Origin of the sequence: Ectopseudomonas oleovorans (assembly GCF_003052605.1) — a bacterium.
GTDB lineage: Bacteria > Pseudomonadota > Gammaproteobacteria > Pseudomonadales > Pseudomonadaceae > Aquipseudomonas > Aquipseudomonas oleovorans_A.
This window is the reverse complement of sequence record NZ_QASO01000032.1, coordinates 18,642-43,577: the sequence shown is the minus strand read 5'-3', so window position 1 is coordinate 43,577 and position 24,936 is coordinate 18,642. Positions and strand designations below refer to the sequence as shown.

General features: G+C 61.5%; 24 protein-coding genes. 6 read left to right on the top strand and 18 right to left on the bottom strand.

Translation table 11 applies throughout. The annotated features are described in order from the left end of the window. Positions 1–44: 44 nt before the first annotated feature. The 4 genes from DBO86_RS05555 to DBO86_RS05535 form a co-directional block, all read right to left on the bottom strand. The gene (locus DBO86_RS05555; RefSeq protein ID WP_014703526.1) at positions 45–359 is read right to left on the bottom strand and encodes a DUF736 domain-containing protein; all 315 of its coding nucleotides are present in this window, start codon (positions 357–359) and stop codon (positions 45–47) included. Positions 360–1,136: 777 nt separating this feature from the next. Continuing rightward, positions 1,137–1,346, bottom strand: coding sequence for a hypothetical protein (locus DBO86_RS05545; protein WP_023110658.1), 210 nt, complete (start codon positions 1,344–1,346; stop codon positions 1,137–1,139). 62 nt (positions 1,347–1,408) lie between these two features. Then, entirely contained in the window at positions 1,409–3,466 is a 2,058-nt protein-coding gene (locus DBO86_RS05540; protein ID WP_108233170.1) for a ParB/RepB/Spo0J family partition protein, read from the bottom strand. A gap of 74 nt (positions 3,467–3,540) precedes the next feature. Further along, positions 3,541–4,371 carry a DUF932 domain-containing protein gene (locus DBO86_RS05535; protein WP_023110659.1) on the bottom strand — a complete coding sequence of 277 codons (831 nt, stop codon included), beginning with the start codon at positions 4,369–4,371 and terminating at the stop codon, positions 3,541–3,543. A gap of 414 nt (positions 4,372–4,785) precedes the next feature. Between DBO86_RS05535 and DBO86_RS05530 the strand changes: the two genes are divergently transcribed. Beyond that, complete coding sequence (locus DBO86_RS05530; protein ID WP_014703521.1) at positions 4,786–5,154, top strand: hypothetical protein; 369 nt, start codon at positions 4,786–4,788, stop codon at positions 5,152–5,154. 5 nt (positions 5,155–5,159) lie between these two features. On the opposite strand, the gene DBO86_RS05525 is transcribed toward DBO86_RS05530, so the two are convergent. The 6 genes from DBO86_RS05525 to DBO86_RS05500 form a co-directional block, all read right to left on the bottom strand. Next, positions 5,160–5,549: a hypothetical protein gene (locus DBO86_RS05525; protein ID WP_014703520.1), complete on the bottom strand. Its 390-nt coding sequence runs from the start codon at positions 5,547–5,549 to the stop codon at positions 5,160–5,162. Positions 5,550–5,817: 268 nt separating this feature from the next. Then, positions 5,818–6,324: a JAB domain-containing protein gene (locus DBO86_RS05520; RefSeq protein WP_014703519.1), complete on the bottom strand. Its 507-nt coding sequence runs from the start codon at positions 6,322–6,324 to the stop codon at positions 5,818–5,820. Between the two features lie 401 nt (positions 6,325–6,725). Continuing rightward, positions 6,726–7,583: a DUF6685 family protein gene (locus DBO86_RS05515; RefSeq protein WP_045285107.1), complete on the bottom strand. Its 858-nt coding sequence runs from the start codon at positions 7,581–7,583 to the stop codon at positions 6,726–6,728. Positions 7,584–7,934: 351 nt separating this feature from the next. Beyond that, a complete protein-coding gene (locus tag DBO86_RS05510) occupies positions 7,935–9,005 on the bottom strand; it encodes a ComEC/Rec2 family competence protein (protein WP_014703517.1) in 1,071 nt (356 codons plus the stop codon). 45 nt (positions 9,006–9,050) lie between these two features. After that, the gene (locus DBO86_RS05505) at positions 9,051–11,306 is read right to left on the bottom strand and encodes a ThiF family adenylyltransferase (protein WP_108233169.1); all 2,256 of its coding nucleotides are present in this window, start codon (positions 11,304–11,306) and stop codon (positions 9,051–9,053) included. Further along, positions 11,303–12,496: a ComEC/Rec2 family competence protein gene (locus DBO86_RS05500; RefSeq protein ID WP_023110661.1), complete on the bottom strand. Its 1,194-nt coding sequence runs from the start codon at positions 12,494–12,496 to the stop codon at positions 11,303–11,305. The genes DBO86_RS05505 and DBO86_RS05500 overlap by 4 nt, the downstream gene beginning before the upstream one ends. Positions 12,497–12,584: 88 nt before the next feature. Between DBO86_RS05500 and DBO86_RS05495 the strand changes: the two genes are divergently transcribed. Both DBO86_RS05495 and DBO86_RS05490 read left to right on the top strand, forming a co-directional pair. Beyond that, entirely contained in the window at positions 12,585–13,487 is a 903-nt protein-coding gene (locus DBO86_RS05495; protein ID WP_014703513.1) for a WYL domain-containing transcriptional regulator, read from the top strand. A 6-nt stretch (positions 13,488–13,493) separates the two neighbouring features. After that, positions 13,494–14,282, top strand: a complete 789-nt coding sequence (locus tag DBO86_RS05490; RefSeq protein ID WP_014703512.1) for a hypothetical protein — start codon at positions 13,494–13,496, stop codon at positions 14,280–14,282. 77 nt (positions 14,283–14,359) lie between these two features. On the opposite strand, the gene DBO86_RS05485 is transcribed toward DBO86_RS05490, so the two are convergent. The 6 genes from DBO86_RS05485 to DBO86_RS05455 all read right to left on the bottom strand — a co-directional run bounded on the left by DBO86_RS05485 (position 14,360) and on the right by DBO86_RS05455 (position 19,104). Beyond that, complete coding sequence (locus DBO86_RS05485; protein ID WP_014703511.1) at positions 14,360–15,643, bottom strand: hypothetical protein; 1,284 nt, start codon at positions 15,641–15,643, stop codon at positions 14,360–14,362. Positions 15,644–15,656: 13 nt separating this feature from the next. Further along, positions 15,657–16,475 carry a TIGR02391 family protein gene (locus DBO86_RS05480; protein ID WP_014703510.1) on the bottom strand — a complete coding sequence of 273 codons (819 nt, stop codon included), beginning with the start codon at positions 16,473–16,475 and terminating at the stop codon, positions 15,657–15,659. 22 nt (positions 16,476–16,497) lie between these two features. Continuing rightward, the gene (locus tag DBO86_RS05475; protein ID WP_014703509.1) at positions 16,498–16,800 is read right to left on the bottom strand and encodes a helix-turn-helix domain-containing protein; all 303 of its coding nucleotides are present in this window, start codon (positions 16,798–16,800) and stop codon (positions 16,498–16,500) included. After that, positions 16,784–17,167, bottom strand: a complete 384-nt coding sequence (locus DBO86_RS05470) for a type II toxin-antitoxin system RelE/ParE family toxin (protein ID WP_014703508.1) — start codon at positions 17,165–17,167, stop codon at positions 16,784–16,786. Before DBO86_RS05470 ends, DBO86_RS05475 begins: the two co-directional genes overlap by 17 nt. 138 nt (positions 17,168–17,305) lie before the next feature. Beyond that, entirely contained in the window at positions 17,306–18,508 is a 1,203-nt protein-coding gene (locus DBO86_RS05465) for a tyrosine-type recombinase/integrase (protein ID WP_023110663.1), read from the bottom strand. 308 nt (positions 18,509–18,816) lie between these two features. Next, the gene (locus tag DBO86_RS05455; protein WP_090336950.1) at positions 18,817–19,104 is read right to left on the bottom strand and encodes a PA4642 family protein; all 288 of its coding nucleotides are present in this window, start codon (positions 19,102–19,104) and stop codon (positions 18,817–18,819) included. A 171-nt stretch (positions 19,105–19,275) separates the two neighbouring features. Between DBO86_RS05455 and dauA the strand changes: the two genes are divergently transcribed. Continuing rightward, entirely contained in the window at positions 19,276–21,003 is a 1,728-nt protein-coding gene (gene dauA, locus DBO86_RS05450; RefSeq protein WP_108233168.1) for a C4-dicarboxylic acid transporter DauA, read from the top strand. A 141-nt stretch (positions 21,004–21,144) separates the two neighbouring features. Here the strand turns inward: dauA and DBO86_RS05445 are convergent, their stop codons facing one another. Further along, a complete protein-coding gene (locus DBO86_RS05445; RefSeq protein WP_003459387.1) occupies positions 21,145–21,702 on the bottom strand; it encodes a hypoxanthine-guanine phosphoribosyltransferase in 558 nt (185 codons plus the stop codon). 239 nt (positions 21,703–21,941) lie between these two features. Here DBO86_RS05445 and upp point away from each other — a divergent pair, with 239 nt between their 5' ends. Further along, a complete protein-coding gene (gene upp / locus DBO86_RS05440) occupies positions 21,942–22,580 on the top strand; it encodes a uracil phosphoribosyltransferase (protein ID WP_108233167.1) in 639 nt (212 codons plus the stop codon). A 1-nt stretch (position 22,581) separates the two neighbouring features. Continuing rightward, on the top strand, positions 22,582–23,844 hold the full coding sequence (locus DBO86_RS05435) for a uracil-xanthine permease family protein (RefSeq protein ID WP_108233166.1): 1,263 nt from the start codon (positions 22,582–22,584) through the stop codon (positions 23,842–23,844). Positions 23,845–23,899: 55 nt separating this feature from the next. On the opposite strand, the gene DBO86_RS05430 is transcribed toward DBO86_RS05435, so the two are convergent. Next, on the bottom strand, positions 23,900–24,913 hold the full coding sequence (locus tag DBO86_RS05430; RefSeq protein WP_108233165.1) for a DUF481 domain-containing protein: 1,014 nt from the start codon (positions 24,911–24,913) through the stop codon (positions 23,900–23,902). Positions 24,914–24,936 lie beyond the last annotated feature (23 nt).

Here is a 24,936-nt window from a genome sequence, read left to right as displayed (position 1 = left end):
AGCACAGTGCCCCGCCGCAATGGGCGGGGCGCTGTGGGCGGCCGTCAGGCCGCCTTGGGCTTGTTGCGCGACCAGATCAGGTCGTGCGTGCCGTTCTCGCCTTCGATCAGGCGGGCATAAACGGTGGCTGGGAACGAAGGATCGTCCAGGGTCACGGACACATAGGGCCGTCCGGCCTCGCTGGTCTTCTTCCACGCCGCGCCGATGTCATGACTTGCCGCTTGCAGGCGGTAGTCGGGGGCGTTCTCGTTGTCGCCCTTGTCGTTGGGAACCAGCTTGACTTTGACGTTGAGCGTCAGGGTGCGGAGCGTGCCGGTGAAGCCGTCTTTCTCTGCGGTGAAGGTGCCGATGTTTGCCATGATGATTTCTCCTTTCGGGTTGAACAAGGTCGCGCCAGTGCGTCCTTGTTGTGATCCGTCCGGCGGGGATGGGCTGGCCGCACCGCTTGCGGTCGGAACGAAGTGGAGAACCTGGAAGCAAAAATAATTTGTCCCGCGAGGAATGCGCGCAGCGCAGGGGAAATTATTTTTGCTGGAAGGTTGCGGCCATGAAGCCCAAGGCGCAGCCGCGCCACCGCCAGGATTCACAACAAGACAAGGACGTACAGGCCGACCGCTCCCGAATGGAGACATGGCCGACTCGGCATCCCCGCGTGACGGCTTCACCGGCTTGCGCCCTGACGCGGGCCAGGTCAATGCCCCGACGACAAGGCCGGAGCGCCCCTGCCGCAGCTCGCGGCACATGCTTGAGGCGTGGCGTGGAGGCTCCATCGGGCGAGGCCGGGCGGTGTGTCGGTGAACCGTCCTTCGTGACATACAGGCAACGAACCGCCAGCGTCGAGGACGGCACGCTTTCGCACAACCTGCCGCAGCAAGCCGGGGCGTAGCCCCACAAGCCCCGCCCATTGCGGCGGGGCGCAGTCCAAACACCGGCGGCGGGGTGCGCCGCCGCACTTGTGGGCTTCGTGGTTTCTCGCGCACAAGGCCGCTTGTGCGCGGCCCCTTCGCCGCCCGCCCGAAGGCGGCGAAGGGGCGTTTTGGTTTTGGGCCTTGAAACCGGGCGCGGCCACCGCCGCGCCCGGATTTTTGACCACCAGCCCCAGGGCGGAACGGACTGGGGCTGGCGTGAATGATGGGTTAGTCCTTGGTTTCGATAATCCACCACACGGCACGCGGCAAGGCGCGGCCCGTGATGGGGTGAAAGTCGGTCAGGTCGGCTCGGGCTGTCCAGCCGCGAGGCGGACGGTAGCCGCGCACGTCGCCTTCGCCGTGCCAGCGGCGGGCGCGTACCGTACCGGGGGCATAGGTCGCCGCCATGCGTGGGCGGCTGGTCGTGGTGCGGGTCATTGGGGTTTCTCCTTGCAGCGAAGCGCCCCGGTCGAGGCCGGGGCGCTTGCCTTCCGTGCGGGTCAAGCGGCCAGTGCTTCGGCGGGTTCATCCGCCATTGCCTCGGCATCCTCCGGGGCGTTTTGCTCCGGGCCTTCTTCCTGCACGGCATCCTGCGGGCCTGCGGCCTTGAAGATGGCGGGCATCCAGCCCGTGCCATCGGCCAGCCGCTCGGCCTCGCTGGCAATGTCGGCCTTCTTCAACTTCGCCAGCCGGGTTACAGAATCCGGTGCAAACACGGCCACGGCATCCAGAATCACGGCCTTGGAAACATGCTTGAAGTAGCCTTCTGCGGTCGGCTTCCACCATGCGGCCATGTCGAGGCCCACGGCCTGCGCCAGTTCTGCGCCGCGCTGGTGCGGCGTGGCGCGGGGTGTCACCACGTCCACCGTGGAAGCCACGCACACGGCCAGCAGCCGCACCAGTTCATCTTGCGGCTTCGCCAGCAGCACGGCGAACAGTTCGGCGCTGTCCTCCGGCAAGGCTTCGCCCGCCACCTGTTGCAGTTCGCGCAGCGCCACGGCGGCGGGCGATTCGGGCAAGTCCGGGGCCATGCCTTCCAGCCGGTCTTGCACTTTGAGGCTTACGCCCAGCGGCAAGTCGTGGCCGTAGTGGCTGCCCTGCAAAACGGTCTGCACCATGCCATGCACCACGGCGGCCAGCGCGGCTTGCGGATGCCGGGCGACTTCGATTTGCAGCGCGGCGGTGCGGTGGGCGCTCAACTTCTGCGCCAGCCGGTCGGACATGGCGGCGGCCTTGGGCTGCCTGTCGTCGTCTCCGTCCTCGCCTTCCTCGTCGTTCGCGGCTTCGCCTTCGCCGCCGAAACCCTGCCGAATCCTTTCCAGTGTGCGCAGCGCCTTGGCTTCGGCTTCGCGCATCAGGCCGCGATGAATGACGGCCTCGCCGTTGCGGTCGATGGTGACGATGGCTCCGGCTGCGGCCTTCACGTTCGCGCCGTAGTCTTGCAAGCCATCTTCTAGCGCTTGCAACTGCTCGCCCACGGCTTCGCCTTCCTCCTGCAAGGCATCGGCCTTTTCCTCGTCGTCGGCGTCCAATGCGGCATCCACGGCTTCGGCCAGTTCGTGCATCCGGGCTTGCAGCTTCTCGATGCGTGCGGCTTCGCGCTTGTTCGGTTCGCGGCGCTCCCTCGGGGCGCGTTGGAAGGTGTGCAGGTCGGCATGGGTCGCGCCCGGCGTGGCATCCACCCACGCCCAACCTTCGGCGCGAACATTGGCGGCAATGCCTGCCAGCCGGGTTTGCGCCAGTCGTTCCAGCAGCGCGGCATCGGTCAGATACACGCCCGCATCGCCTTCCGCAAACAGGTCGCGGCGGATGCCACCGCCTGCGGCTTCGTAGGTGTCCAGCCCTACGAACCGCACCAGCGGATGCCGGTAGGCGTCGATTTCGCGCTCGGTCAGGCGTTCGCGCAAGTGGGACGGATGCCGCTGCCACTGCGGGGCATCGTAGAACGCGGCTTCCTGTGCGGCGTGGTCATCGGTGATGGCAAGCGCCATCAACTGATCGAGCGTGACGGCATCGGCGCGATAGTCGGCCATCAGGCGCGGCGACACGTTCGCCAGCTTCAAGCGGCGTTGCACCACCAGCGGCGTGACGCTGAAATCCGCCGCAATGTCCTCGATGGGCCGGCCTTCGGCCACCAGCGCGGCGAATGCCTCGAACTGGTCGGCGGGGTGCATGGCTTCGCGCTGTACGTTCTCGGTGAGGCTGGCCGTGCGGGCGGTGCCATCGGCTACCAGCAGGCAAGGAACCTCCCATTCCTTGCTGATGCGGTGCTTTTTCGCCAGCAGCTTCAACGCGGCGAGGCGACGGCCACCGGCGACGACTTCGCAATGCTCGCCATCGGCGGATGCAATCACGATCAGGTTTTGCAGCAGGCCGACACGCTGGATGGATGCGGCGAGTTCGGGGATGGACATGCGCGGGGTCTTGCGCACGTTGCGGCCCGTGGGGCGCAACACCAGCCGCGACAGCGGAACCAGAATCAGGTTCTTGGTCGGGTCGGCAGCTTCCAGCGCGGGGGCTTGGATGGCGCGGGCTTCGGTAGTGGTAACGGCGTTCATGGTGTATCTCCAATCAAGTGAAACAAGGGAATGGAGGGGAACCGCCCCTCCGGCGGGTAAAAGATCGGAAGGGTTCAGGCTTTCAACTGGCGCAGGCCATCGGCCAGCATCCAGAGGGCGCGATTGAGGCGCACATCGGAATCAATGCCTTGCACCGGGCGGGTCTGCTGGCGGCGCCCGTTGGCGCTGCGGCCATGCAATCCGCCTTTGGTCAGGTTTTCTTGGGTGCGGTTGAACACGCTCCACAAGTCCGGGCGGCGGTCGTCGAACCGGCGCGGCATCAGGATTTGCGATTCGGTGATGGGCGCTGGCTTGTTGTCGGTGGGGTCGTACTTGAGGGCCAGCGCGGAACGGGCGAACACTTCGGCCTCGCCTTCGTCCAGCGTGATCGCGCGCATGGCATCGCGGGATTCCTTCACCCGCTCGAAGCCGCTCAACACCTCGAAAGCGCCTTCGATGACGGAGCCGGCTACGTCGCCTTTGTGGGGCACGCGCACGTCCGCCACGGTGTCGCCGCAGACAAGACCATTGCTGCACACGAACCGGAACATGCCGGCCAGCATCTGATAGCTGCTGGTGCCGTCATGCGAGTTCAGCAGCACGATTTCGTTAGCCTCCGCGCCGTTGATCTGGCTGGCGTGGCGCAGGCGAATCATGTGTTTCGTGTGCTCGCGCTTGCCTTCATCGCGCACGCGGGTCTGCGTCACCATGAAGGGCTGGAAGCCTTCTTTCCGAAGCTCGGTCAGCACGGCGGCGGTGGGGATGTAGGCGTACCGCTGCGAACGGCTCTCATGCGGGGCGTCCGCGAAGATGGACGGCGCGACACGGTGAATCTGGTCATCGGTCAGCGGGTATTCGCTGCGCAGTGCCGGGGAACGGGAAGCGAAACGGGATGCGAGTTGCATGGTCTTTCTCCTGACAAAAAGAGGTTTGCTGTTCACACCGCACACCGGATTCCTAGATTCGGAGCCCAGCCTTTCAGCTGTTCGGTGCGGTCGGCACGAGGAACCCGGTTAGCCCTGTTGCCACCGTCTTTCCTGAGTTCATCGCCCGCGACGGTCAGGAGCGCGCGAACGGGTGCCGTCAAGGAGGCAAGCGCAGGGTTGGTGCGGCCCGCAGGCGCAGCCGAGGACACGGCCCTGCGTGCCTTGACGGCACACGGGCGCGGGCTACAGTCGCAGACAAGGTGATGAGGTCAGGGAAGACGGCTGGACATGGCAACGGCCATCCCTATGTGCCGAACCGCACGGCAAGCGAAGCGCGCAGGCCCGGATCTAGAAGCCGGGCCGGAGGCGTCAGCCGAGCGGAGCGAGGGAACGATGGAAGCCCGTCAGGGGCGAGACGCCGCAGGCGGCTCGATGCGCAACGCGCACGACAGCGCGACCGGCCATGTCTTCTTGGCCGGGGACGCCCTGACTTCGATGCTCGATGAACATCACGCCCAGGACAGCCCTCATGCACAAGGCATCGAGAAATTGCTTCTGCTGCTGGGACTGCGATTGGCTTCTGGCCGATCCGGCGCAGCCGGTTCGGCGGTCTTCCAGGGGCGCCAAGCATCGCGCGGCGGGGATAGCCCGCAGGGCTTTCCCCTGGAGGCAAGCGAAGCGCCGCGGGCGCGAAGGCATCGGCATCGGGCGCAGCAAAAAGAATGGCGCGTCGCCCGAAAGGACGACGCGCCGGGTTGTTAGCGCGATCAGCTCGTCGCCGGCGACACCATCGCTTCAAGCTGCTCTATGACGCCCGGCTTAACGAAGACGCAAGGCTGGTTGGCCTCGATCGGCACGTTGAACACCTTGGCGAACACATGATGCTTCAGGTGCGCCAGCCGGCCCGTGCGATAAGCCTGCTCGGGCTTCAGGCGGCCACCCGGCGAGCCGCTGCGCTGCGGGTCGCATTCGACTAGCGCGACGAAACCATCGTCGGCCAGCTTCTGGTGCTCGGGGCATAGGCCCCAGCCCGTCTTCGTATGGTGCTCCATGCTTGCACGCAGGCGCTTGTCGAGCAGGATGGTGCCGGTATCGAACGCTTTGCCGCAGACCAGGCAAACGTGCTGTTCGAGGGAAACATGTGATTTATCGTTCATGACGATCTCCGGTTACACAGGCGGAATTGCCCGGAACCGTCACCAGCACGGCGCAGCGCAAGCGGTCAGGGGTCAAGGACGGCCGGGAGGCCGCAAGCGTGCTTGCACGCGCAGCCCTTGACGGCGAGAACGCCGTGATACGGTGAAGGGAACAGCAAGACCGCCTCACACCACCACCTACGCACACCTGTCTTCAGCAAGCGCAGGCCCGCGAGGGCCGTAGCTGCGCCACCGGGCGCAGCAAAAAAGGGGCCGCAGCCCCCCTGTGTCAGATCAGGCCACGCTCAGCGAATGACGTAGTGGCCTCGCCGCCGACGACGATGTGATCCAGCGTGCGCACGTCCACCAGCGCCAGGGCTTCCTTGAGGCGTTGGGTCAGCAGCTTGTCCGCCTGGCTCGGCTCGGAATTGCCGCTCGGATGATTGTGCGAAAAGATCACGGCCGCTGCGTTGTGTTGCAGTGCCGTTTTCACGACTTCGCGCGGATACACCGATGCCTGGTCGATGGTGCCGCGAAACATCTCCACGTATTCGATCAGACGGTTCTGGCTGTCGAGGAACAGCGTAGCGAAAACCTCATGCTCGAAGTTGGCCAGCTTGGTGCGCAGGTAGTCCTTGACCAGCGCCGGCGAAGTGAACAGCGTCCCGCGCGGAGTTTTCTGGTCGATAACGTACCGCGCAGCTTCCAGAATTTGGTCGGCAGTCGCCGGCAGATAGCGCCCCTGGTCGTCACGCACCAGCAGCGAGGAATCGAGAGACAGAGAAAGTTGCGACATGATCATGCTCCGGTTGCTCGGGCGGAATTGCCCGGAACCGGCCTCAGCACGGCGCAGCGCAAGCGGTCAGGGGTCAGCGACGGCCGCCAGGACGCAAGCGCGCAAGGCGCGCGCAGCCCTTGACGGCGAGAACGCCGTGATACGGTGAAGGGAACAGCAAGACCGCCCACACCCCGCCCGCAGAGACGACGGATGGGCAAGCGCAGCGCGCAGGCCCACAGGGCCGGAGGCGTCAGGGATCAAAGCCGGATGGCCATGACTCGGTACGAGGCATGGGGCGTAGCCCGCGAGCCCGACGGCGGAACGCCGGGACGCTCTTTTGTCGCTAAGTTCCTATGAAATGTGGAGCTTCAACTCGCGATCTATAGGTAACGACGTGACCACACGCATTTAGAGCATCGTCAGCAGGTTGGAGATGAAAATTGCTTTGTCCATAGAGCCGTCGATTCAGTCAAGAACCGCTGTTGCGCAGTCAGCGCTTCCCTCAAATCATTGCCCAAATCGTGGTGCCCCTGACTCAATAGTTCTGCCATCACGGACTCGGCGATTTGCGAACCCCGGGGGAATGCCAAAAGCGTGCCTTCGGCCAGTACAGGCGGGAACTCCATGTTCGAACCAGAACCTACCAAGCTCTTCACAGTCCATAGCATCTGTCCGGCCAAATCCTTGGGGAGCAATACCAGATGAAATCCATCGAGCAGCCATTGCACAGTCAAATGGTTGAGCTGGTAGAGATAGAGTTTCGAGGCGAGGTGAATGCGCGCGCCAATGCGCTTAGCGACATGCACGGCGCCCGCAAGATGGTGAGATCCGCCACTGTTGTCAAGGAACAAACGGCCATCCCAAGCTCGCACGCTAAACGTGTCGGAGCCACGTCCGTGCAGTAGCCGAATTTCGCCATGAGAACAAAGCTCTTTTAAGCTCGCATCATCCAGTCCGAGCGGGGGCTTTCCTTTTCTGGCATATCGATTCTGCTCATCAATATAGTAGGCACCAAAGACATCCACACTTTCGTGTGGCATATCTGCCGACTTGCTTGCGGAGATGCCCTCTATATCGCTTGCGTCGCATTCAAAGTGAGGCACCATCGTCACTTGCACTAGCGATCCATGAGGACTTTGGAAAGCCTCCTTAGCGCCCGAGGCTAAGCCCGAAAATCGGCTCCGCAAAGTAAAGTTGCTGCGATTAAGATTGTCCAGGATGTCCCATCGACGGCGTGAGTCATCAAAAATCTTCGATTTTGCGGTGTTGAGGAGCACATTTTTTCCTGCCGACTCCTTGAGCCCCAATAGCTCACGCCAAGCTTCACACCGCTTCCGTACAAGCGCCGGCGGTCGATTCCAAAATCTTCGCCACCACGGCCATGTGTGGAGTTCAAGCACAGAAATTGGAAACTCAGAGAGCGACATCGCATGCATAGGTTGCAAGTACCTGGTAGTTAGGCAAGCGCAGGCCCGCAAGGCCGGAGGCGTCAGGAATCAAAGCCGGGTGGCCGCGACTCGGCATGAGGCGCGGGGCGCAGCCCGCGAGTCCGACGGCGGAACGCCGGGACGCTCATAACGTAGGCGGCAGAAAGCCAATGAACAGCACGTCACGCTCAAACTGCCCGCTCAACTCTCTTGCTCTTCGGGGTACTCTGCTTGAGGAATTGATACCCAGCCATCGCGGGTAATGCCCGCCCCAATGCGGAGATTCTTGCTTTCGGTTGCCGCCCAGTGCCCACCCCGGTGCAATACAGCGCGAATTACGGACTTCCGCGGGTGATCCTCATCGGCTTTGGCAGAACTGCAAATGGCATTCCAGGTATGCTTGTCCGGCATGCTGTCCAATCGTGGACCAACCAGTTGATCCAGAATTTCAGTCGAGACATTGTGTCGCCCGCCATGATGAGGCACCTGGAAATACCGAATGCCTGGCAACGCGAGTCCGGCAAAAGGCGCGTAGTCAATAACCTCTTGCAGCGCTTCACGCCCGGCATCGCCAGTAAGCATGACACGATGACCGTTCAGAACAGCCGACTGGACCACACTCATTTCATTTTCACGGCTGGTAGGCTCCGGCGGAAAATATTCCTCGCCCCACAGGGACTTGATGTAGGCGGTCGCGGCCTTCACCACCCGGAATATGCTGCTCAGCGCGCTATCCAAAGCACTTTCTTCAACAGCTTCCGGTGTCTTCGCGGAGTCCACGATCAGGTCGAAGTAGCGATCTAGTGTGGGTGCCATCACCATGAAGGGACCGATGTTCTGCCCCTGAAGAGGGGCATGGATTGGAATTCCCTTCTCAACCGCAAGATCCTCAAGAATTGCCGTGGCATCGTAGATGGAGCGCAATTTCCGTCTCAGTGCTTCAACTGATTCATAGGTCTCGAATCGATCAATCAACTGATCTGCATAGATCCACGGCCTGTTGATCCAGAGATTTTTGACTGTGCATTGCTCCAGGACTTTTCGCAGCCCATTGGCGTGATCGCGATCGGGGTGTGTGAGGATCACATGGTCGATGACTGTTGTTCCATAGTACGTCTTCAGGTGCTCGACGAGCTGATCTCCCGTATCCAGATACCCACCGTCAACGACGTGCACGCCCTCTGTGCCATTCACCGAATAGCGTAGCGTGATTGCATCCCCGCTTTTCGCTGTTTCGACGCCAAGAAAATCGATCTCGAAGTAGTCAGCCATACATCCCTTTCGTTTTATGCCAAGAAAGTGCCGGCGGCTTTGCCTTTACCAGCGATCCACCGCACACCTGAGTCCTGTCGGAGTCCATACCAACGACACGGCGGGAAGGCCGCCAGCATCCTCGGCGATGCCGCGCAACGTATTTCGGTCTATGCCCGAATGTGCGCCGCCTTTCGGGTGGCTATGCCAAGTGCCGATGAAGGCCAGATACCCAAAAGAGGTTCCATTCGCTGTGCGCAAATTTTGAACAAGCCCATTCGTCCCAAGGACGAAGCGGGCGGCCTCCCGAATGCTGTCAGGCGGCGCATCCACGAGGCCAGCAATGGTGATGGTTCGATTCTCAAACGAGATACGACCGACCAAGGCTCCACCTGTTTCCAGAGCGCCCCAGCGCAGCGCATCAGCATGGATCGCTTGCACGACAGGGTGCAGAATCCGAATGTTCCAGCCACCATCGTCTGCTACGTTGAGCACAGTGGTCGGGCCGAGGCTGGTGCTGGTCCATGCCATGCCGAGGCCTTCGGTATCCGAGACCCCGGCGCAAAGCGTCGCCTCCTTCGGGAGTCCGCCAACGAGCCAGCGTTCCAGTTGCAGGCCAGCTAATGAAGCAGAACGCGAAACAACGGCATCGGACATTGGCATCGTCAGTGAACGGCAGTTGTCGCCCACAAAAATACGCGTCGGCTCAGACGTATCGCCAGCAATCGACGCCCGCAGTTCCGGCACAAACCGACAGCACTCGAACAAGAATGCCGTAAGATCGTCAACCCGACCGGCGCGACCAGGCCCTTCAAGCAAAACCGCGACACAGCGCCCCTGGCCATACATGACGATCCGTGCCAACCGCGCAGGGGATTGGTTCAGCGCCGTTGATTGCGTTTCTGCGGCCAACACCTGAAGTGAGGCTGTCGCATCCACGATGAGGGCCGCATCCTGCGGAACGGTTGCAGCAAACTGCGCAGCATCGACCAAGAGAGTCACTGCGTCGGTGTCGAACGCTTGCGATTGAAGATGCGACAGCGACTCAAAGGCCGTCTTCATCAGCGCCGACTTCCGAGGTGGGACCAGCACCGATGCCCGCTCAATGAGTGCATGCCGGGCCGCGTTGTGAGGCGACATGGACTCGTTATCGACGAAGGTCATTGAGCCGAAACCCGCTCGCCCCAGTTGCATCGCGATTTTCGACCCCACGCTTCCGCAGCCGAGCAAGACCAGCGGCTGCGATGTGGCCGCAGATGGAATGCCGGACGTTCTTGCCAGCAGTTCGGGAGACAACGCATGTGCGTGAAAAGCCGGGTGAACCGTGGCGTTTCGCTCCAGGAGCGATTGAGCGTTGAGTTCATAGCGCACCACGTAGGGCAATACCTCGATACTTCTCCCCGGTGAGCCCACAAGCGACGCTGGCCTTTGAACAGTCAGAATCACAATCGCATACAAGCCATGCGTCCAGCCACGCGAGTCTTGCTGCATATCCAGAATCGAACGTCCATAGTAGCCGTCCAAGCCTTGAGCCAAAGCGTCACGATCGACGCCGAGTTCCGCTGCTCGATCAAGCAACGTCGCGAGATCGACAACCGTCTCGGGTTGATAGTGGCCGACCACATGCGGGTTGCCGTCGGTTATTGGAGCCCGCGCAATGAAGGCTGCGGTATGGCCATTTCCCCATTTACCCAACTTGTCGTTGTGAACCTCCTGATAGAACACAGGATCGACTTGAGCAGTCAGTTCGGCATTGACGATGGCGTATAGCCCGCCATCAATCGTCACGTAGCCTGCGGGAACCACCAAAATCGTGCCGTCAGCGGGAGCGGCGGCCGCGACATTCTCGGCACTGAATACAAGGGTCGAAGGACAACTGTCTCGACGAGTCGGCTCCCACCCCTGTTCAAGGTCCAGCAACGTCCCGGCTGCGGCCTTGTGCAACCAAACGATCAACTGATCGACGATGGCGTCCAGACCAAACCGATGCAGCAGCTCGTCCAACGATCCCTCGAACAGACAAGGCGAGACCAACTCGCCTTCGCGATGAGGATTGATGTGCGGCAAGTTGAGTGGGAAGTCCGCACGCAAGAAAGGCTTGGGTGCAGACATGGGCCAGTCACTGCCGAATACCAGAACGCATGTCTCGACCGAGCGCACTCCGGTCCCGGATACGCCATTGCGCCGAGACCTGCTCGGCAATTCAACAGCAACATCGACTTCAATCTGCGTCGATTCACCACTTTTCCTTGGCTCGCCAACGCGGACAAGGCCCCTGTGCCGCTGAAGTTGATGCAGTGCGTCCGCGATGGTGCCCGTCATGATGCCCCGTGTGGCATGGGCGCGCGCGCGGAGGTGATCACGGCGGCGGCCTTCGATCCGGCTTCCTTCTTCGAGGGAGGCTGCACACCCTGAGCGGTGACGGTGAAAACGAGGGGCTCCACGGATTTTTCGCTCGGATATTCGCCCGTGCAGTAAAAGTCGCCTTTTACTTCGTCCACGATTGCTACGTATTCACGCTTTGCGCGGATGCAGGGCGGATCGCTGTCGTCGTCTGCGATCGGCTTGCAACTGGCGACGATGACGGCACCGTTGCGGGTCTGCGAAAGCGCCTTGCGAGCGTCGGCATCAAGTTTGGCCTTTTCGCGGTAGTCCGACCAACTGTCATAGGACAGCGAATGCCAGGAACAGTGATGTGGCGCCTGCATGATGTCGTACTCAAGCACATCGGCTTCGGCCTTGTGGCGCTGCCACTGGCGGTTCCAGATAAATACTTCGGCATCGCCACCAGTAAGGAATTTTGCGCCATCCGGCGTCTGAGCATCAGCGGCCAATGTGAAGTTCAAGATCACGCTGGACTGGTTCTTGACCAGGCACTCTTCCTCTTCTTCGTCGTCCTGGGCGTCCAAGGGTGCCAGAAGAATCGCGGAGAAGAATGCGGAACTCTTGCCATTGATCGTCGAGAAGCGCGTGTCCACCTTCCGCACAATCGAGGTGAGATCATCGGTTTTTCCGTCGATGTCCTCGCCCATGATCTGAATGCGGTCGCCGTTCCCGACGACGAAATTCTTGTCGCGGTTCAGCTGTACGCGCCGACGCGCCTCCGTGTTGAATGCCTTGGCGTCGTCACTCAAGGTGTGCGTCTTGCTGGCGCGTCGAAACACGATCGGAGACGACCATATCTCGCGGATCACGATCTTCTTGTCCTTGTCGTCCTTCTTGTCATCCGGATACTTGTCCAGCGGCCCCAGGTGGAAGTGCCGCGTCAGGCCTCGGCAATGGTCCTGGTCCGGGTGGCTCAGCAGGAACGCATCGACATACGGCCTGCCGTTCTCATCTTTCTTCAGTCGGTCGCGCAGATCCTTGGCGACATCGCGCGCCTCACCGTCAGGGTCGTCGGCGTCTTGCCTGATGTTTACGTCGATCAGCAGGGTGGTTGCGTCGAGGTCGCCGAACTTGATGAGGGTCATGTCCCCGTTGTCGACGGGAAAAAACGTGATGGTTGTGGGCATTGGGGCTCCGGGTAGACGACCGAAGGATGATCGCGTATAGTTAATGTACGACTATTTTTTATATCCGTCTACTTTTTAGGCGCAACTGATGCAAGAGCCCTCTGTCACTGCCGCCAATCCTGCTGAGCCCAAAGGGCTAAGTTGGGGGTTGGAAAGCAGACTTCAATTCATCGATTTCCGTTTGCGCTGGGAACGGCACATTAATCGAATGGATCTCACTGAGCACTTCGGCATATCGGTTCCCCAGGCGTCACTGGACATTGCCAAGTACACGGAGTTGGCGCCGAGCAACCTAACTTACGACCGCAGTTCCAAGACCTACACGGCAGCGCCGAGTTTTCACCCGCTTTACCAACGAAGTTCGGCGCAACACTATCTAGCGGAGCTGCTGGCCACCAAGATGGGAGTCATCGAGCCTGCGGCCAGCTTTATCGGCTCAGCACTTGAGGCAGATTGGGCGCCGTCCCCCTGGCGCACGATCAATGAACAGACCGTCGAAGCAGTGGTCCGGGCAATTCGGCAGCAGGAAGCCATTTGGGTGAGCTACCAGTCCATGACGTCCATGGACGAATCGGTTCGTCTGCTGTCTCCCCACGCCCTTGGTAATGACGGTTTTCGCTGGCACATGCGCGCGTTTTGCCACAAACGCCAGCGCTTCAGTGATTTCGTCCTCGCCCGAATCCTGCGCATCGACGGCTTCGAAGCGAGCCAAGTGGACGCCAGCCAAGATTCGCACTGGCAAACTCTCTTGACGCTGGTGCTTGCACCGCACCCCGATTTGCCCGCTGCCAAGAAACGAGTCCTGGAGTTGGACTATGGAATGGAAGACGGACAGGTCAAACTTCCATGCCGCCAAGCGTTTTTGTATTACACGCTGAGGCGTTTGGGCTTGCATACCAAGGAAGCACCCGACCCTCTCGCGCAGCAGATCACTTTAAAGAACCGCGATGAAATTCAACCCTATATTGATGCCTTGTCGGCCCAAAGCTGAACGCCCATGACAACTATTTTTGAACTGGTCAAAGACCCCTATGAGCGCAAGGCGCGCGTAATCCCAGGACTTCTTGTAGCGTTACCGCTGCTCGTTCCTTTGTTGTGCGTCTACGGCGCAAAGCACCCGGTACTTACAGGCGTGATCGGCTTGCTTGGTGGCTGCGGTGCCATTTATGCGCTTGCGAGCGTAGCTCGCGGGCGCGGGAAGAAGCTTGAAGAGATCCTGGTTGCAAGGTGGGGCGGTATGCCGACAACCATCGCGTTACGCCATCGCGACAAGTTTCTCGATGGTGTCAGCAAGCAGCGCTACCACACGGCGATCACGGCCAAGCTGGGCATCGCCATGCCAACGGCAGAAGAAGAATCAGCAAGCCCTGACAAGGCAGACGACATCTACGTTGGCGCCACAAAGCGGCTTCGCGAACTCACGCGTTCCAACAAGCAGCTCTTGCTGAAAGAGAACATCGCCTACGGATTTCACCGCAATATGCTGGCAATGAAGCCTGCCGGCATCGTGTCGTGCCTCCTGGGCATCGTCTACGGATTGCTGATTGCAAAGATTCTGCAGGTAGTACCTCCTCATTTTAACCTAGAGCACCTTGCCGATCCGGGGCTTGCCGCAGGCTTGACACTGCTCATTTCGCTGGCATTACTTGCCGCTTGGCTGCTGTATTTCGATCAGGGCGCGGTCAGACGGATGGGGTTCGTCTATGCAGAACGCTTGTTTGAGTGCTTGCCGTCTTTGCCTTCTTCGGCCCCGCGGAAAAGAGCCTCAAAACCGACTACGGACTGAGATTCAATGCTCTTTGCAAATAGGCGCGTAACTCCGCAGGAATGCTTGCCTATCGGCTGACTTCCGACGGGGGATGGTCACGCCTCTTGGCTGGCAGCCGCGTGATTGCGATGCAGGTCCGAAACCACCGCGATCAATCTGTTGATCGGTTCAGCCAGCCGCTTCGGCAAGACGCGATGCTGGGTATGGGTTTTCAAGTCGGCGATCCAGCGATGCGCAACCCACACGTCTTCTTCAGGGTGGTGGTTGTCTACGCCGTTGCAATACTTGTAGCCAACGAGCGAATCAGTGTGCGACAGCAGGATGCGCGCCATCGTCATGTGGAAGCGATGGGCCTGGAGATCCGCCGGGCCTTTGGGACGCGGCAGGGTCAGTCGTAGGCATCGCTGGCCGTTGAACTCGCTCCAGTCGGGGCCAACGACTTGTCCCGCGCGTTCCAGCATCTTGCGCGACTGTTCGTTCTTGCCATTGACCAAGGCAACGGCGACCGTACCCTTCGGGTACTCCAGCTTTTCGGCGAGCAGGTTCATCCAGCGCACCAACTTGTTCAGGGTCTCATCGTCGGCAAACACAAGGAACTGATGGCGCTGCTCGTCGTCCAGAAACGCCGGCAATTGCGCGTAGAGGGGGTACAGCAGGTCGTGGAGATAGATGTAGGTCTGCCGGCGTCCTTGCTCGTGGCTCCGCGTGGTCGCAGTCAATACCTGCCGTGCCCACTCGGGCGTGAGTTCGTCCAGCGTCATCTCGGTGATGTCGATGGAGATGAGCGGGAATCCGAGCGACTTCCCGATAAGAGCCTTGCGCCCGTCGAAGGCGTGGCCGAGTTCGATTTCAACGCCGCCCAGCACCATCGGTTCAGCCTGGACCGGGGGGCCGAGCACGGCAACGTCGAGCCGGAATTTGCTGCCGAATGGCGTCTCCAGGGGATGCTCGGTTGCCACCTGGTCGGCGCCGAGCAACAAGTTGCCTTCCAGCGGATAGTCCGACGCATCCATATCCTTGAACGCCCACGGCATCGCAAGCCCGGCATTCAAACGTCGTGAGAGTTCGGCCGCGACAAGTTCTTTCGCCCGCCGGTGTTCAGGACTTTCCTGCACGGCGCGCCATCGGCTGGCTTCTTCATCGTCGAAGTGCGCTTTGGGGTTAAAGGTGTGCTGGGCAGGAAGTACGCGGAAATGGGATCGCCGACGCAGCTTCCCGCTTTCAAAGGAGGGGCTGACCCATGTCACCATCTGGCGCTCTGCGCCTGGAGACACCAAGGGCCACAGCTTGCGCGCATGTTCCCGGCTGCGAACGTCGCGCGCGGCAATCGTGGTCTGGAAAATCCCTTTTCGAGAGAAGACAACGATCGCCTCGTCCATTCCTGTCTCTCACTTACGGCGATACGGCCGCTAATTTCGTGGTGCCATCCAGCTTGCGGTGAATCAGCGATACCAGCGTCAGGATGTCCAGTGCGTCCTGTTCGGACATGGGCCAATTCGTCTTGGGCGCATGGGCCAGCGGATTGCGCACGGCGCCAAATAAGCCGATCAGCAGGTTGGCAAAGCCTTTCTGCTCGCTCTTTTCGGACTCGGTGGTGAGCGGTCCCAAGGCGAGAACGGGTTGCTGGCCTGCGAATGCCTTGTTCACCAAGTCCGCGCCGTCGCCGTTCAGGCCCGACAGCAGGCGAATCCGCTCCGCAACACCTTTCGTTGCCTCGAACACGGCATGGAAGTAGTTTTCCTCCAGCAACTCGGCGCGGCAGTAGTTCAGCACTTCCGCATGGACGACGCGGCTTTCCAGTGCGGCCTTGAGTCGTCCCGCGCGGGCGCGGGCGGCATCAAGCGTCGTGGCCTTATCGGCGTGAGCAACCTTGCCGTCATCGCGCACGTAGAAACCGGAGAAGGCAAGGACGACATTGAGTTCGTCGCGCCGCCAAGCGAACGTCGCGGGATCGCGGGCGTAGTTCACCGGGTTCATCGCGCGGTTGATGAACATGATGAGATGGTTGCCGATCTGGTGGTGGTTCTGCGCACCGGCCAGCGCATTGAACAACCGCTTCCACTTTGTCATGCCGGGCGACGTGTCGGCAACCTCGATTTCCTGCAGCAGCCGCTCGATCTGTGTACCGCTCAGACCGCGTTCGGTATCGGCGAGCACGCGGCAGGCGGCTTCAAGATGCTGTGAGTTGAAAGGGGTAATTCGCGTCGCCAATGCCTGTCTCCCTCGTCAGGCATCAGATGATGGCCTGCAGGCCCTTGTCGGCGATGACGTTGAGCAGTTTGAGCGCTGGCCCCGTGGGATGGGTTTCGCCTTGTTCCCACTTGCGCACGGTCGAGGCCGACGTGTGTAGATGAAGAGCGAACACCGGCTGGCTAAACTTCAAGGCTTCACGCAGCCGCTTGATATCGAAAGCACTGAACTCCCGCACCGGCGGCGGGCAGATTGCGTCGAACTCGCGCATCGTTACCTTGCCGATCGCTCCCGCTTCGTGGAGCGCGGCCAGATCGCCACGCAGGGATTCAATGATCTTGCTCACAATGCACCTCCAATAACACGCCTGACTGCAACGCCTTCGACAATGCTTCGGCGGACAGTTCCAGGAACACCTTGCCGGCGAATTGCAGTGCCTTCTTCTCGTCCTGCGTAATGTTCGCCTTGTCGCTCTTGGGGAACCCATGCAGGAACACATAGCGGCTGCCGATCCGGGCCGACAATAACGTGCGGTAGCCGCCACTCTTGCCACCACCAGGGCGGGCAACCCGTTTCTTGTAAAGGAAGCCGCCCAAGTCCGCGTCAATCAGACCGCTTTCCATCTCCTGAACCGCTTTGCACAAGGCGGCATCGGACAGCTTTTCGCCCGCCTGCCACCGCGCAAAATCCTTTCGTTTGAGGATGCGCGTCATCTTGACCTTCAAACTATACCCGAAACGGGCACACTTTTCCAGTGCTTAGTACGATACGCAGGCGGTGATGGCCACTGAGCCAATTGTCGTAGCGGTGATACGACAATTGGGGCGGCAAGGTGGATTGCTGGCCTCTGATCATGCGGTCACCTCTTTCGGTTCTTGATGCATGCTGACGACCGACTTGCGTCGATTCGCCACCAGTTCGGCGGCTTCCCGCACGGGCTTGTCCTCGGTGTGGACGTAGCGCATGAACATCACCACGGTCTTGTGCGCCGTCAGGGCCATGCCGACCTTGACCGGGATACCCGAATTGGCAATGTCGGTCGCCGAGCGGTGGCGGATGCCGTGCGTCCCCACATGCGTTGCCCCCGCCGCTTTGAGCGCACGGCTCCAGCCGCCGTAATACTCGCCCGTGGTCAGGTGTTGCCCTGGATGGCGCGGCGACGGCAGGACGTAAGGATTGCCTTCCTGCCTCGGCGCCGTCGAAAGCAGCCGGTAGGCTTCCTCGCTGATGGGCTTGGACATACCGCCGGTCTTGCTGTCAGGCCAGACGACGCGGCGGTTTTCCAGATCGATCCATTCCCATTCGAGCGAGACGATTTCGCCACGGCGGCCGGCAAACTCGAATTGCAGGCGGATCGCCAACGGGATGACGTAGTTCTCCAGCCCCTCGGCCTCGATCTTGTCGAGCTGCCGGAAAAGTTTTCCCATGTCCTCGTCGCTGATAAGGTGGGTGGACTTGCCGGCAGGGAACATTGGGACATGGCGGCAGGGATTGGTGCCGTCAGGCCGATAGCCCCACACCTCAGCCAAATTGAACATCTTGCGCAGGATGCTGAACGCCTTGTTCGCCTCGGTCTGCTTGTAGGAAAGCTTTTCCATCAGTCCGGCAATGTCAGGCCGCTTCACGTCGTGGACCTTCTTGCGGCCCAACAACGGGATGATGCAGCGGTCGATGACACCTTGATAGCCGACTCGGGTGCTGGGCTTGTTGCGCTTCTTGGAGTGGTCCTCCATGAACTTCTTGCACAACTCTTCGACGGTGGGCGCTTTGCGTGCTTCCGTCTTGGCTGCGCCGGGATCACCACCCCGGCGTACCTGGGCCAGCCATTCTTGCGCGAGCGAACGGGCCTGTTCGACGGTCAGTTCCCCGTACTGACCCAAGGCGGGCTTGCGGCGCTCGCCAGCGTTCGTCCGGTACTGGAGCATGAACACCTTGCGGCCCGACGGGGTAATCTTGCACAAGAAGCCGGGAACCAACGTATCCCGGAGTTCGACGGCCTGCGCCTGGGGGTGTGCCGCATCGACAGCGGACTTGGTGAGTTTGATTTTTGCCATGATGACTCCTTGGAAAGACCCGGTTCCCAGGAGCCTTCTAGGGGCCAGTAGAGGGAAAGTCAGGTCAAGTTTCGGAAAGCACCGGCATATGATGAACTCGCCTAAGTCATTGATAAACCTGCTGTATCAAGCCTTGGCGTAGTCCAGCGCAGTACCGGGCTGGAGTCATGGTGAAATAAAAAATGGCCGGGAGCCATTTTTAACGTCGCGCAGCGACGGCCCGCAGGGTGGCCGCCATGGATGGCAGGCCATAAAAAATGCCCGCCTCCTCAACGGAGCGCGGGCATTTTTGCCTATGCCTACCAGAATCAGCCGCGAGCAGCCTTGATCACTTCGATGTAGGGCCCGGCATTACGCTGATCCTGAATCAGCGCGATGAAATCATTGCCCTGCGCATCGGTGGCCGAGAGGTCGTAGCCTGCAGCAACGAAGAAACCCACAAAGCGCTCGAAATCATCGATACGCAGACCGCGATAAGCCTTGACCAGCTTGTGCAGCGAAGGCGGTGTGGCGTCCGCCGGCTCCACCGCAAGGAACAGCTTGATCGAGTCATCGCTGATTTCTTCGCCAATCACCTGCTTCTTGTCTTTACGCATCGCCCGCTCCCGCCAGCATTACAGAGGGCCGGCAGTGTACCGCCGCGCCGCGCGCGGCTCAACGCGTAGCCAAGCAGGCTAACACGCGAACAATCGACACGACAGCCGACCTAGGTCATGCCGCGCCCGGAGAACTGACTTCTATAATGCGCCAAGCCATTAGGAGCCAGCATGTCACGCCCATCGTTACCGCTGTTCGCCGCCTGGCGCCAGACCCTGCGCGCCGGTTACTCGTGGAAGGCCCTGCGCGGCGACCTGAGCGCCGGCCTGACGGTGGGCATCATCGCCATTCCGCTGGCCATGGCGCTGGCCATCGCCGTGGGTGTGGCGCCGCAGCATGGGCTCTACACCGTGCTAATCGCCGCACCGCTGATCGCCCTGTGCGGCGGCTCGCGCTTCAATATTTCCGGCCCCACCGCTGCCTTCGTGGTGATTCTGCTGCCGATCACCCAGCAGTACGGCCTCGGTGGCTTGCTGCTGTGCACGCTGATGGCCGGGCTGATCCTGATCAGCCTGGGCCTGCTGCGCGCCGGACGCCTGATCGAATTCGTGCCCTACCCGGTGACCCTGGGCTTCACTGCCGGTATCGGTATCGTCATCGCCGTCCTGCAGATCAAGGATCTGTTCGGCCTGCATCTGGCCGGCGCGCCGCAGCATTTGTTGGAGCAGGTGAATCTTCTGCTGCGCGCCCTGCCCAGCCTGCAGCCCGGCGATACCCTGGTTGGCGCGGTGTGCCTGGCGACGCTGCTGATCTGGCCACGCCTGGCGCCGAAAATTCCCGCACATCTGGTAGCCCTGGCGGTCGGCGCATTGCTGGCACTGGCTCTGGAACGCCTGGGACTGCCCGTGGCGACACTGGGCGAGCGCTTCAGCTATCAACTCGATGGCATTGAATACCCCGGTATCCCGCCCTTCCTGCCGAGCCTGGCGCTGCCCTGGAACCTGCCAGGTCCTGACGGCCAGCCGCTGGTATTGTCGTTCGAGCTGATTCGCCAACTGCTCGCCCCGGCATTTGCCATCGCCATGCTCGGCGCCATCGAGTCGCTGCTGTGCGCAGTGGTGGCCGACGGCATGACCGGCAGCAAGCATGATCCCAACGCCGAATTGATCGGTCAGGGCCTGGGTAATCTGGCCGCGCCGTTCTTTGGCGGCATCACCGCCACCGCCGCCATCGCCCGCACGGCAGCCAACGTGCGGGCCGGGGCCTTTTCGCCGATGGCGGCACTGGTTCACGCCGGCGTGGTGCTGGCAGCGATTCTGCTGCTCGCGCCGCTGTTCAGCTACCTGCCGATGGCGGCTCTGGCCGCGCTGCTGCTGATGGTGGCGTGGAACATGAGCGAACCACACCATGTTGCCCACACCCTGCGTATCGCCCCACGCGGCGATGTGCTGGTGCTGCTGACCTGCCTGGTGCTGACGGTGCTGTTCGACATGGTGCTGGCCGTGGGCGTTGGCCTGCTGCTGGCAGCCGGACTGTTCATCAAACGCATGAGCGAGCTGACCGATACCGCTGCGCTGAGCCGGCAGCAACGTCAGGCCCTGCTGGATTTGCCCGAGCACGTGCTGGCTTACGCCATTCGCGGCCCGCTGTTCTTCGGCGCGGCAGAAAAGGCGCTGAGCGTGCTGCGCCGCTTCACCCCAGGGGTGCGCGTGGTGATCGTCGATATCAGCGCCGTACCGCTGCTGGACATGACCGCCATCGCCGCGCTGGACAATGTGCTGCGCGACTATCGCCAGCAGGGTGTGGCGCTGATCCTCAGCGGCCCCACCGCGCAGGTACGCCTGCAACTACGGCGCGCCGGCGTGCGCAGCCGCGAGGGCGAACTGGCTTATGCGCGGGATCTGCCGCACGCGCGGGAAAAGGCATTGCGCTGGTTGGGAGAGACCCCGAAGCTGTGACCGGATTTCATCCGGCCTTCGCGCCCGACGGCGATCTGTAGGAGCGGCGCCCCGCCGCGAAGCTGGGCGACACTGACATCAACAGCTTCGCCCCGGGGCGGGGCTCCTACGGAAAGCAGGTGTGTGAACCTGGTATCAGGCTTACAGCCCCTTGACCGCGTAGATGCCGGCGGCGTTGCGCCAGTAGCCCTTGTAGTCCATGCCGTAGCCGAAGATGTAGCGGTCGATGCACTGCAGGCCCACGTAATTGGCCTTCAGGTCCGGACGCGCCTTGCGCTCGTGCTCCTTGTCGATCAGCACCGCCGTGTGCACGGCACGCGCGCCGGCATGGCGGCAGAAATCGATGATCGCGCCGAGGGTATGCCCTTCGTCGAGGATGTCGTCGATGATCAGCACGTCGCGGTCGATGAACGACACTTCCGGCTTGGCCTTCCAGAACAGCTCGCCACCGCTGGTTTCGTTGCGATAACGGGTGGCGTGCAGGTAAGACGCTTCCAACGGGAAATTCAGTTTGGTCAGCAGCTTGCCGGAGAAGATCAGGCCGCCATTCATCACGCAGAACACCACCGGGTTGCGCTCAGCCAGCTCGGTGTTGATCTGGCTGGCGACCTTGTCGATGGCCGCTTCCACCTCAGCTTCGGTGAACAGGCAGTCGGCTTCCGCCATGATTTGGCGAATGTGCGCGAGATCGGCGGACATGATGGGACTCTCTCTTGATCGGACTGATGAATGGCGGCGAACAGCCTGAAAGCTGATCGAACCGTCAAATAAAAGCGGGCAAAGGTACAGACCCTGGCAACGCTTGCCAAGTATCGACTGACCAGCGTAGCCGATGCACGGCGCGGGGCGGCGTGACTCATCAGTCACCCACCACTTGGCATGAGCAATGCTTTAATCTAACGCGATTTTTCCCAGAGCCCCGTTGGAGATCCCAGCCCATGCCCACTCGCGAGATTCGCCACCCGCTGATCCGTCACAAGATCGGCCTGATGCGCCGCGCCGATATCAGCACCAAGAATTTCCGTGAGCTGGCCCAGGAAGTGGGCGCCCTGCTGACTTATGAGGCCACCAACGACTTGCCTCTGGAAGCCTACGACATCGAAGGCTGGGCGGGCACCGTTCAGGTGGAGAAGATCGCCGGCAAGAAGATCACCGTAGTGCCCATCCTGCGTGCCGGCATCGGCATGCTCGACGGCGTGCTCAGCCTGATCCCGGGCGCCAAGGTCAGCGCCGTGGGCGTGGCGCGCAACGAGGAAACCCTGGAAGCGCACACCTATCTTGAAAAACTGGCGCCGGAAATCGACTCGCGCCTGGCGCTGATCATCGACCCGATGCTCGCCACCGGCGGTTCGATGGTCGCCACCATCGACCTGCTGAAGAAAGCCGGCTGCAAGGACATCCGCGCCATGGTCCTGGTTGCTGCCCCCGAGGGCATTCAGGCGGTCGAGCAGGCTCACCCGGACGTGACCATCTTCACCGCCTCCGTCGATCAGCGTCTGAACGAGCATGGTTACATCATCCCGGGCCTGGGCGATGCCGGTGACAAGATCTTCGGCACCAAGCAGAAGGACGCCTGACATGTCGCAGACGGAATTCAACGATCCGCTCTGGCGCCAGGGCATTTCCGGCGCGCAGATGCTGTTCGTGGCCTTCGGCGCTCTGGTGCTGATGCCGCTGATCACCGGCATGGACCCCAACGTCGCGCTGTTCACCGCCGGTATCGGCACCCTGCTGTTCCAACTGGTGACCAAACGCCAGGTGCCGGTGTTTCTGGCCTCCAGCTTCGCCTTCATCGCGCCGATTCTGGCAGCCAAGGGCGAGTTCGGCCTGCCGGCAGTGATGGGCGGCGTGATCGCCGCCGGTCTGGTCTACATCCTGCTCTCGGCGCTGGTGAAGCTGCGCGGCCCGAGCTTCATCGACCGCCTGCTGCCACCGGTGGTGATCGCCCCGGTGATCATCTCCATCGGCCTGGCGCTGTCACCGGTCGCGGTGAACATGGCCATGGGCAAGGCTGGTGACGGCAGCGTCGAACTGGTGCCGTACAGCACGGCGATGATGATTTCGATGCCGGCGCTGATCACCACTTTGCTGGTGGCCGTGCTGGGACGCGGGCTCTTCCGCCTGGTGCCGATTCTTGCCGGTATCGCCGTTGGCTGCGCCATCGCCGCCGTACTCGGTGTGATCGACACCAGCGCCGTCAGCCAGGCGGCCTGGATCGCCATGCCCAACTTCATCGCCCCCGAGCTGCACTGGGGCGCCATTCTGTACATGGTGCCGGTCGCCCTGGCGCCCGCCATCGAGCACATCGGCGGCGTGGTGGCGATCGGCAACGTCACCGGCAAGAACTTCGTCAAACAGCCGGGCCTGCACCGCACCCTGCTGGGTGACGGTCTGGCCACCTCGGCAGCCGGCCTGTTCGGTGGCCCGCCCAACACCACCTACGCCGAAGTGACCGGCGCGGTGATGCTGACCAAGAGCTACAACCCGAAGATCATGACCTGGGCGGCGGTATTCGCCATTGCCCTGGCCTTTATCGGCAAGTTCGGCGTGGCCCTGCAGAGCATCCCGGTGCCGGTGATGGGCGGCATTCTCTGCCTGCTGTTCGGCTCCATCGCCGTGGTCGGCCTCAACACACTGATTCGTCACCAGGTCGACCTGTCCGAAGCGCGCAACCTGATCATCGTCTCGGTGACCCTGGTGTTCGGTATCGGCGGCATGGTGATTGGCGGCAAGGAATTTGCCCTGTCGGGTATTTCCCTGTGCGCCATCAGCGCCCTGCTGCTCAACCTGGTACTGCCAGGCGGCGCCGGCTGGCGCAAGCGGGACGCAGAAGAAGCCTGATTACGCCGCCCAACAAAAAGCCCGCGACGATCGCGGGCTTTTTGTTGGCACCGGCTTACCAGCCGACGCCGAACCCCAGGGTGTAGCGAGTTTCGTTCAGATCGCCCTCGGCACCGCTGACGATATCTTTCTCGGCCTTCATGTTCAGCGACGCCCAGTCGGTCACCTTGTAACGCAGGCCGACTTCCGCATCGAGGCTGTAGTCCGCCGCGCCACTGAGCGGACGACCGACCTCACCGACAGTGAACAGCTCGACGGTCTTGCCGATCAGATAGCGGTTGTAGTCCCACTTCACGCTCATCGCATAGAAGCGGTCCTGCTCGCCATTGCTGTAGCGGTAATCACTGCGGTTGGCCAGGGTGGCGAGGGAGAACGACCCCAGCTCGTCATCCCAGAACTGGTAACCCGGACCGGTACCCAGGGTGCGCTGACGCTCCACCTCTTCGATACGGTCGCGCTTGTACTCGAAGCGCCCCTGCCAGAACCATTTCTCCGTGAGGAAACGGTCAAGGGCATATTCGGCGCTCCAGTTATCGGTACTGACGACGTCGTTTTTCAGCTCGCGGTTGTAATCGGCCAGCGCGTTATGCCGCCACAGGCCATGACGGGCCTGGGTCTTGATGCCGACATCGTAGTCGTCGGAGTCGCGCTCACCGCGCTTGTAGTCCAGACCGAGGTCGACATTGCCCTTCCAGGTAAAATCCTCCACCAGCGGCTTGGGCTTCATGATCTGCTCGATCTGCGCCAGCTCGATGGTCTTCGGCGAATCGCCATTGGCCAGCGTGACCTTGCCCGGCTCAGCCGCCAGCAGCGACTTGGCACGCTCGCCATCTACCGGCCCGAGCTTGACCAGCAGCTCGTGGTCACTTTCCAGGGTAGCGATTTTCTTCCAGTCCAGCGGGATGGAGCCGCCGTAGTCGGTTTCCAACAACAGTTTGCTGCCGTCGAAGAAGCGGATGGTGCCAGAGAGACGGTCACCGTTCTTCAACCAGACGGTATCGGCGAAGGTGGCGGAACTGCACAGAGCGATGCTCAGGCCTAGCAGGGACAGCGATTTAGAGCGCGACATAAGTTGGGTAATGGCGTTGGTGG